The following is a 9,436-nucleotide window of genomic DNA, read 5'->3' on the forward strand; positions in this document are numbered from 1 at the left end:
AATGACGAACCATTCCGAGACCCAGCATACAGGAGGCGCTTTTTCTGTTCAAACCCCAAATTCATTCATTACAGGAATGGCTCCTTATCAATTTGTTTGCAAGACACACGGCCGCAAACCCACCTTTCCTACTGTAGGGGACAAATGTTAAGCGAGTGTTTTCGGAAGGTTTGGCCAACGTTAATACTGATCTAATTTAATTTATATGATCATTAATCTTCCAACAGCACACAACCCCGGAAGAAACTGGGACAAAACGCGACGCTCAACCCAAAAAAAGAGGCCCGCGGTCCATGCCGCCAGCCTCTTGATTGGGGTTCTGCTTATAAAACCTATTCCAGATTAATCCGCCGAATTGTCTCGATCGGCACCTTCGGCTCGCGCGACTCCGTTAACAAGCCGTTAACCTCCTGCTGCACGTCGGTAATTTGCGTATAGCAGTAGCCGCAGATCGAATCGATCGACTTGATCGCTTTCGTGATGCTTTCGAACCGTTCGATAAACGCCTCGTCCCCGTTCACCTGGTTGCCGTACCCCCAGCCGGATTCCGATTGGAAAGCGATCCCGCCGAACTCCGTTACAAGAATCGGTTGACCGCGGTAGGCGTACCCTTGAGCCATCGCATACTTCCAATTGTTAAAGGAGATCTTGTTGCCGGTGACCGCCTCCATGTCCTTGTACCGCTCCAGGAAGCGGCTTCCCGATTCCTCATAATCATGCAGCGTTAAAATGTCCGAAACCGTATGCTCCCACCCGTCGTTCGTCACCACCGGGCGATATGGGTCGATCGCTTTGGTCAGGTGATAAATGCCTTCGGTAAACTTCTGCTGCTTCCGGTCGTGTAAAATATTCGCGACACCCCAAGACTCGTTAAAGGGAACCCAGGTAATAATACTCGGGTGATTATATTGCTGGCGGACGATTTCGACCCATTCCTTTGTAAACGCCTCGACCGCTCGATCATTAAACTCGAAGGTGGCCGCCATTTCCGACCAAACCAGCAGCCCTTTCACGTCACACCAATACAAGAACCGGGCGTCTTCGATCTTCATGTGCTTACGCACGCCGTTGTAGCCCATCGCCAGGATGCTGTCGATATCCTTGAGAATCGCTTCCTCGGAAGGCGGCGTTAAGTGCGAGTCCGGCCAATAGCCCTGATCCAGAATCAAGCGTTGATAAATCGGTGAATTGTTCAGCAGCACCTTGCCGTTTTCAATCGAGATCTTCCGCACTCCGAAATAGGAATAGACATGATCCACGACCTGACCGTCCCGGTACAGAATAAACTCCACATCATACAGATTGGGACGCTGCGGCGACCACTCGCTAAATTTCCACGGCCCTGACGCTTCATGCAGCAAATCCGCATCCGCCCGAAGCCAGGGCCGGTCAATAGCAAGTCGCATCCGCTTCACCGTTTGCCCTTTCAGAGAGATGACAGTTTCCAACTCCAACGGGCTGTCGCCCTTCAAATCGCCTGCCACCTGATATTCGAAGGTGACCGATCGGCGGTCGAAGTCAGGGGTGATTTTCACGGCATCCACATGTGCCGAGTCCACAAATTCCATCCAGACCGTCTGCCAAATCCCCGTCGTTTGGACGTAGAAGCACTCGAAGTTATCGTTCTGCCAGCGCTGTTTCCCGCGAGGCTGAGTGCAGCTATCGCTGTCCTCGACCTTAACCGACAGCACATTTTCGCTGCCAAAGGTCACATATGGCGTGATGTCAAAAGAGAACGCGGCATACCCGCCCTGATGCTGCCCAACATAGACGCCGTTAACCCACAGCTTGGCCCGATAATCTACGGCTTGAAAATGAAGGATCGCTCGCTTCCCCGCCGCCTCGGCTGGGAGCGTTAACTTCTTCTCATACCATACCTGAGGGTGAAACGTCTCCTCCCCGATCCCGCTCAGTTTGGTTTCGTACGTAAACGGCACCCGGATCTTGCGATCGGCCTGCAAATCCACGTACCAGTTCTCCCGCTCGCCGACATTGTCATCGTCAAAGCGGAAGTCCCACTCTCCATTCAGATTGATCCATTGCTCCCTTACAAATTGCGGTCTGGGGTAATCTTTGATATACATTTGAGTTGTCATAGGTTTACTCCTTTTCCTCTATCTATCTCGTCTCTCTCACTTGCATCTCCCTAAAACTAAATGTCGAACCAATACTCCGCAGGCCTGCTCTTCCATGGAAGAAAGGATCGGAATCCGTATAATCCATCACGGGTTCCTCCTCCTGCCCCCAGAAGACTCGAATGCGGGAACCCTCCATTACTACACGCAACATATAAGTCTGCCCGGGTTCCATCTGAACGCGGCCGCTGCTCACCGCCAGCGCCCCGTAATTGAGCTTCAACAGCTGCAGCTGTCCATCGTAAAGGCTAATCGCATAGCCCATCGCCGAGTCCTGCACCTGATGCGGAAAATAAGACTCGTTCGTCGTACGAACGAAGACCTGGCTTTCCCCGGTCATCCCATCCGGAACGTCAACTTGCACGGACAACTCATAGTCATCCCAAGCCGCATTGCCGACGAACAAGCGATCATCCGGCCCTCCGCTGCCTCTAAATCCGCCGTCAATGGCTTCAAACGTGCCGTAAAGATCCTCGGCTTCCACCGAATCGAACAGGTTAGTCCCTTCTTCCGATACTTCCTCCGAGGCATAGAATGTCACATCTTTAAAAGCCACTTGCCCCTTGCGCAGCTTGATCTTCAGCGGTTGATAACCTGCCGAGAGCTCCATCTTCCCCAGCTGGATCGTTTTCCACTCGGAATCGGCATCCGGTGCAATCTCAAAGGTTTGCTTCGTATTCCCGCTGCTCACCTCAACTGTGGCTGCTTCCTTCGAGGTCAACAGGCGCATCGTTACGCCATAGGTTCCGGCCTGGGCCACGTTAACCTTATAGGTCAGCCAATCCCCTTCCTGCTCCAGCTTCACAAAATAACTGCGATCCTCCGCCATGCCAATGGAAACCCCATCGGTCTTCCGATACTCCACCTCAGCAGCAGCAGGCGATTTTACCTGGAAACCACGGCCGGCGTCCTTCAAGTAATGGACCGCTTCGACGCTGCCCGGAAGCGGTTTATACACTTCAAAATCGCTGTTCCCGTTCACATCATTGGAGAACGCGGTATACGAAAGTGCAGGATCGGCCCCGAAGGCCGCATACCCGATCCGCCCCTGCACTGCGGCTTGCAGCGGCAGGTTGAACTTCTGCATCTGGTCGAAGTAAACGCGCACCGAGCTCCCGTCATTTTCCACTCGAACCGTATGAAGCTTCGTATAGTCGAACTCTTCCGGTAATAAGAAACTGCCGTGCGTCTGCGCCTGCCCCTGATTGACCTGCACCACCAACAGCTCCCCGATTGCGGGCTTCAAGCGCGCAGACCAGTAATTGTCCGAATCTACATAGGCAAAAATTGCATCGACATAAGCCTCTTCATCCTCCACCGGCTGCTTCAAGCTCAGGTTGTATTCGGCGGTAAAGCCAGCGCTGGTATTTACCTTGCTCAGCCATCTGCGAGCGCCGTCCGGCAGCACCTCTTCGTCCCAGTTCGCCTTGGCTCCCGCCTTATCCAACCGGCTTTGGAAATCCGCTTGCTTGGGCACCGGCTGAGGGGTATTCGTCGGCCCCAGCACTTTCATGCGATCGCCGTTAAAGACGATGCGGTCGATATCCATTTGCCGCACCGGCGGACCTTCTGCGGAAGCGCCAACTAAATTGTGATACACCATATAGTAGGAATCCAAATCCGGCCCTACAAAGCTCGAGCTGTGACCCAGCCCTGCAAAAGAACCGGAGGTGTGGATGACCAGCGGGTTATTTTCCGGAATCTGATACTCTCCGGTTGGGTCGTCGTGCGCCACGGCATAGTTAATTCGATAGCCTTTGCTGAACACATGATTTCCGGTGTAGGTCATATAATAAGTGCCGTTTCGCTTGATCAGGGTCGAGCCTTCCGTCCAGTGGCCGAGATAAGCGTTGGTCGTTGTCCCGATATCCATCGTGTAAGGATCCGTCATCGGATGAATAACGATGCCCTGATCACCGGCATGCGTGAAATACCAAGAGCCGTTATCATCAATAAAAACCGAGCCGTCGATGCTGAGCCCCAAATTTTCCGTTTGCACCTCAAACGGCCCGGTTGGACTGTCGCTTCGTAACACGTAATGCCCGTTCCCCGCCGGCGAGGTGTACATATAGAAATAACCGTTCCAATACACCACTTCGGGGGCATAGGCCCCTGTCGTGATTGGATCCTCGGTGACCAGACCTTCGGGCGTCCAATGAATGAGATCCTCGGAACTCCAGCCTTTGATCCCGGGGCGGCCGTCCTTCGTGCTGCAATAGAGATAATACTTCCCGTCATGGCGAAGAATATAGGGATCCCCGATCCCGTAATCCTCCCATTCCTCAGGCAGGGTAAAAGGGTTCTGATAAGTAGGACTCTGTTCGCTGTACATTTCGATCTTCACCTCTTCGTTCGAGCTGCATGAACTGAGAATCAAAGCCAGACATAGGGCGGTACATAGACTTGCCAGCATCCACATCTTCCTGCTCCTGGGCATGTGATGCTTCATATTCGTCCCTATCCCTTCAACCCGCTGATCGCCAGCGACTCAACAAAATATTTCTGACAGAAGAAGAACACCAGGATGACCGGAACCATAGCAATCACGGAGGCGGACATAATCAGCGGATAATCCGAATTGCTGATGTACATCGATTGGAGCGAAGCAATCATAACTTGGATCGTCTGCTTCTCCGGTGTGTGCAAATAAATCAATGGGCCGAGGAAGTCGTTCCAGATCCCCATGAAGCCCAGCGCCGCTTGAGCTGCAATCGCCGGTTTGGCGATCGGCAGCGCGATTTGGGCGAACGTCCGAAAGAATCCGCTCCCGTCCAGCTTCGCGGCCTCAATCAACTCTGTGGGAATCGAGCCTTGCATAAATTGCCGCAGGAAAAAGACCACCACAATGTTGCCAAACAGCCCGGGGATAATTAGCGGCAGCAATGTGTCCACCCAATCCAATTCGGAGAACCCGATAAACTGCGGGATCATCGTCACCGAATACGGGATCATCATCGTGCCGAGCAGGCACATAAAGATCGTTTCTTTGAACGGAAAATCCACCTTGGCAAACGCATAAGCCGCCATCGTCGAAATAAACAAACCAATCGTCAGGACGAAAACGACGATCAACGCACTATTGAGAAAGCCGTGTAAAATCGGCGCCTCGGACCAAACGCCCTTATAGTTAGCGAACGTCATCGGGTCCGGAATCCATTTGGGCGGAAGGTCGAAGACATTTTTCTTCTCCTTCAGGGAGGTGGAGAGCGACCAGGCCAGCGGGGCCAGCATGATGATCGAACCAATCAATAAGATCAGGACATTAATGCTCAGGGTTATTCGACGTTTCAGCAGCATAATCACGCCTCCATTGCTTAAGTCTCAAGGTACGCCTCCTAATCGTTGTAGATCCAACGTTTGGACAAACGGAATTGGAGCAGCGTCAGGATGAAGATAATGATGCCCAGCACCCAGGCCAACGAGCTGGCGTAGCCCATATTGAAATACTCAAACGCATGCTGGTAAATATAGAAGACCACTGTCGCCGCGCTGAATTCGGGACCGCCGTCCGCCGCCATCACATAGATCTGGCTGAACGCCTGGAACGTGCCGATGACGCCCATGACTACAATGTAAAAGTGGATGTTCGATAGGAGCGGAAACGTAATCTTGGTGAATTTCTGAAACCCGTTCGCCCCGTCCACCTCAGCCGCCTCATAGTAGCTTCGGGAGATCGATTGCAACCCGGCCAGATAGAGCACCATATTGCCGCCGATGCCGCCCCACAGCCCCATCAAAATCAAGGAAGGCTTGATCCAATGCGGATCACCAAGCCAGTTCGGGCCGGTGATATGGAACCAGTTCCATAACATCTGATTCAGCAGCCCGTAGTCTTGGTTTAAGATCCATTGCCACAAGAGGGAGACCGCGATGATCGGCGAGATCACCGGGATGTAATAGATCGTCCGAAACACCGAAATCCCTTTGATTTTCTGGTTCATGAGGATGGCCAGCAGCAGCGACAAGAGCATGCCGAGCGGAATGCCAATCAGCATAAACACCGTGTTGAACAGTGATTTGTATACTTTTTCGTCCTTAAACAAGTCCACGTAGTTGGCCAATCCAACAAATTTGGGGGATGATACCATGTCCCACTGGGTTAGGCTCAATACGGCAGATGCGACTAACGGAGCAAGGCCAAAAATCAGGAAGCCGAGCACCGGCACCGCGACGAAGCCGTAAGCCCATAGGATCTCCTTGCGCCGAAAACCGGGGATTTTATTGGTCATGACCCTTCTTCCTTCCCGCGAAAGAATTAAGAGAAGGTGAAAGCAGTACGATTTCTGGCTTCCACCTTCCTTTGTTCGTTGTTATACCAGGTTACTTGTTCCCTTTGTCATACAGCTCTTGCAACTTAGGCGCAATTTCTTTGACGAATTCGGCTGCCGTCTGCTTGCCGGTCCACACCTTGCTGGCTTCTTGGTTGAAGGTATCCAGCCATTGCGTGTCCTTGGAACCGTATTCGACCGTCGGACGCCCATATTCGATAATGTCAAGGAAGACCTGCTTATGCTCCGGCGCTTTGCCGTTGTTTAAGTAATCATTGGTCGCCATATCAATCAGGTTCGGGACAGCTTGACCCAGATCCATGTTTTGCTTCTGACCTTCAGGGTCCAGGGACAAGAAGGCCGCCAGGTTAAACGCTTCTTGTGGATGCTTGGATTTGCTGGAGAGGGCGAAGCCCATCGAGCCCAGCCAAGTCGACGTTTTTCCCGTGTTCGGACTGGCTGGCCATGGCGCGATATCCCAGTTGAAAGGCAAATCCCAGAAAGCCGGTTGGTCCCAAGGGCCAAGCGGGAACATGCCGATTTTGCCCGCAACGAACCGCGAATAGCTGTTCATCGCCTTCTCATCGTCCGCAGAAGGACTGACATGATGCTTCAGATTGAGATCGGCAATAAATTGCATCGCTTCGGCAAACTCCGGCGAATCCACCTTGATCGTCCCTGTCGCATAGTCGATGTAATCTCCGCCGTTGCCCCATACGGCAGCTTCCAGAGGGAAGCCCGCTCCGCCGAAAATATCCACCTTACCGTCGCCGTTCGTATCCTTCGTGACCGCTTGAGCGGCTTTCAGGTAATCGTCCCAAGTCCAACCGCCCGGCTCCGCCGAAGGATATTCCGCTCCGGCTTCATCAAAGAGATCCTTGTTGTAGGCCATCGCCCATGGACCTACGTCCTTCGGAAGTCCGTATAAATCTCCGGTGCCCAGCGTCTTCCCGTCATACCGGTAACGGTCAAGCCCTTGCTTCCATACGTTGTTGGGATCAAATAACTCCGTGTTATCCAAGTAGCTTTGAATGTTGAGAATCGTACCGGCTTCCGCATATTTATAGAAGGCTGGTCCAGAGAGATAGAAGATATCCGGCGCTTTCCCGGAGGCTACCAGCGTCGTAAGCTTCTGATGGTATTCCGCCGGCGGTACGCTCGTGTAGTTTACTTTCACGTTGGGATATTTCTTTTCAAAGGATTGAATTAAGGCGGTAAAAATTTTCTTCTCGTTAGGATCTCCATGCCCCATGAAGGAAATTTCCACCTTCTCGTCTGAGGTTGTCTGCTGACCGTTGGATGCGCTGTCATTTTGGTTTCCCGTTTCCTGCGAGGCATTGGACGAGCCCGAGTTGCTGCTAGAGCTGGACCCACATCCTGTAAGCGCTACCAACATGGACATGACCAAACACACCGCGATGATTGCCAAGCGATTGGTTTTCACGTGCATAACCTCCCTATTGAATTCTCGTAAATGGGTATCGCGGCTACGAACGGTTTACTCAGCTTATCTTTGCAGGACTGTAACCGCTTTACATTTTGCATTTTAGTATATCCGTCCGTATATTAGTATACTTTATTTAGTATATATTATATTTTTTATAATCAATTCTACAGGAACCGTCACTCTTCGCGGATTGGAGCGCCCCTCCATCTGCTCCAGCAAACATTCCACGGTATGCTTGCACATCGTAGCGATATCCTGCTCCACATAGTGGATGCCGGGTCTCCCTGGCTCGTCGAATCCGAAGAGCGTAAAATCCTCCGGTACCTTCTTTCCCAAACGAAGCAGCGCATCATAGGCATAGTTTGTGAGCTGAGCGTTCATGACGAAGGCTGCTGTAATCTCGGGATGCGAACGGAAGAAGTCATAGATCATTTCCTCGCCGTTTCCGTTATGGATATCGTTGATATTGAGGATGCACCATTGGTTTTTGTTGATCGGCAATTGGTTCTGATAGAAGGCCCGTTCGAAACCGGCCGCGCGGTCTTCCGTGACGGTATTCGTGATCACCGGAGAGATCAAGGCGATATTCCGATGCCCCTGCTCCAGCAAGTAGCTCACGGCGTTGAAGGTGCCCTTCTCATTATCCGCGCTGACGCTGTAGGTTTTGATATCTTTCAAATAGCGGTCGATCAGAACCAGCGGGAACTTGTCGATAGACAGGCGCAAAATATCCTCGTTGTAGTTCTCCTCCTCCGTCGGAAAGATCACCATCCCCTTCACGCCGTTGCGATTAAACGCTTCGATCGCTTCGCTCTCGTTCCGTTGCGATTCCCTTGAAATGCTAAGCGTGAGTTGGTAACCGGACGCCCAGGCAAACCGTTCGATATTGTCCACGATCCGCTGCTCCACCTTCGTTTGCAGCGTTGGGATAATCAAGCCAATGGTGCCTTTGTAAGTTGTCCCCGTACGCTGTGCCGTTCCAGCCGTGTTCAAGACCTTCCACACCTCTTCATTCACGAAGGTCCCCTTGCCTTGATGCCGGGTTAAAATGCCTTCATCCGCCAGGCCGATCAAAGCGTTCTTGCTCGTGATTTGGCTGACATGATACTCCTCGGCCAGCTCCTTCTCCGACGGAATACGATCCCCTGGTCTGAGCTCCCCGGATAGGATGCGTTCCTTAATATCGTCCTGAATCTGCTTATATAGGGGTAAATTCTTCACCATAGACCACTCCCACTGAACCAGATATAACATATATATACTTAGTATATTATTTATTTTATTTTTGTCTATGAGAAGATCTAAAGTCGTAAATGAAACGAAAAAAAAGTACGCCCCTCACCTGAGAGACGTACCTGGATGGCTCACTTTTTCTTCTTGCGAACAAACGCGGCGGTGGCGTTCCCGCCGCCGTTCTTGCCCTTGCCGCCGCCCCGTTTGCGGCTTGGGGCGGCCTCCCCGGCGCCCTCGTCGCGGGCGCCGATGAAAATCCCGCTCGCGGACGTCTTCTTGCGCCGCGAGCTTTTGCCCTCGCCGGTCCGGTATCGAGGGCCGGCATCGCGGGCGACGGCGACCGTCCCGGAGGC

At 52.4% G+C, this 9,436-nt stretch carries 7 protein-coding genes; all 7 read right to left on the minus strand.

What is annotated here, in order from left to right; translation table 11 throughout:
- Positions 1–332: 332 nt before the first annotated feature.
- Positions 333–2,096, minus strand: a complete 1,764-nt coding sequence (locus RW092_RS15515) for a glycoside hydrolase family 2 protein (protein WP_316010624.1) — start codon at positions 2,094–2,096, stop codon at positions 333–335.
- A gap of 22 nt (positions 2,097–2,118) precedes the next feature.
- Positions 2,119–4,554 carry a family 43 glycosylhydrolase gene (locus RW092_RS15520; RefSeq protein ID WP_316010625.1) on the minus strand — a complete coding sequence of 812 codons (2,436 nt, stop codon included), beginning with the start codon at positions 4,552–4,554 and terminating at the stop codon, positions 2,119–2,121.
- 38 nt (positions 4,555–4,592) lie between these two features.
- Positions 4,593–5,432 carry a carbohydrate ABC transporter permease gene (locus RW092_RS15525; protein ID WP_036699738.1) on the minus strand — a complete coding sequence of 280 codons (840 nt, stop codon included), beginning with the start codon at positions 5,430–5,432 and terminating at the stop codon, positions 4,593–4,595.
- Between the two features lie 38 nt (positions 5,433–5,470).
- A complete protein-coding gene (locus tag RW092_RS15530; RefSeq protein ID WP_016313991.1) occupies positions 5,471–6,364 on the minus strand; it encodes a carbohydrate ABC transporter permease in 894 nt (297 codons plus the stop codon).
- Between the two features lie 91 nt (positions 6,365–6,455).
- Positions 6,456–7,847 carry an ABC transporter substrate-binding protein gene (locus tag RW092_RS15535; protein WP_316010626.1) on the minus strand — a complete coding sequence of 464 codons (1,392 nt, stop codon included), beginning with the start codon at positions 7,845–7,847 and terminating at the stop codon, positions 6,456–6,458.
- Positions 7,848–7,979: 132 nt separating this feature from the next.
- A complete protein-coding gene (locus RW092_RS15540; protein WP_016313993.1) occupies positions 7,980–9,074 on the minus strand; it encodes a GntR family transcriptional regulator in 1,095 nt (364 codons plus the stop codon).
- A gap of 140 nt (positions 9,075–9,214) precedes the next feature.
- On the minus strand, positions 9,215–9,436 hold a 222-nt coding region (locus RW092_RS15545), incomplete at its 5' end, for a hypothetical protein (RefSeq protein ID WP_316010627.1).

It is taken from the genome of Paenibacillus sp. 3LSP (assembly GCF_032465655.1).
GTDB classification, from domain to species: Bacteria; Bacillota; Bacilli; order Paenibacillales; family Paenibacillaceae; genus Fontibacillus; species Fontibacillus barengoltzii.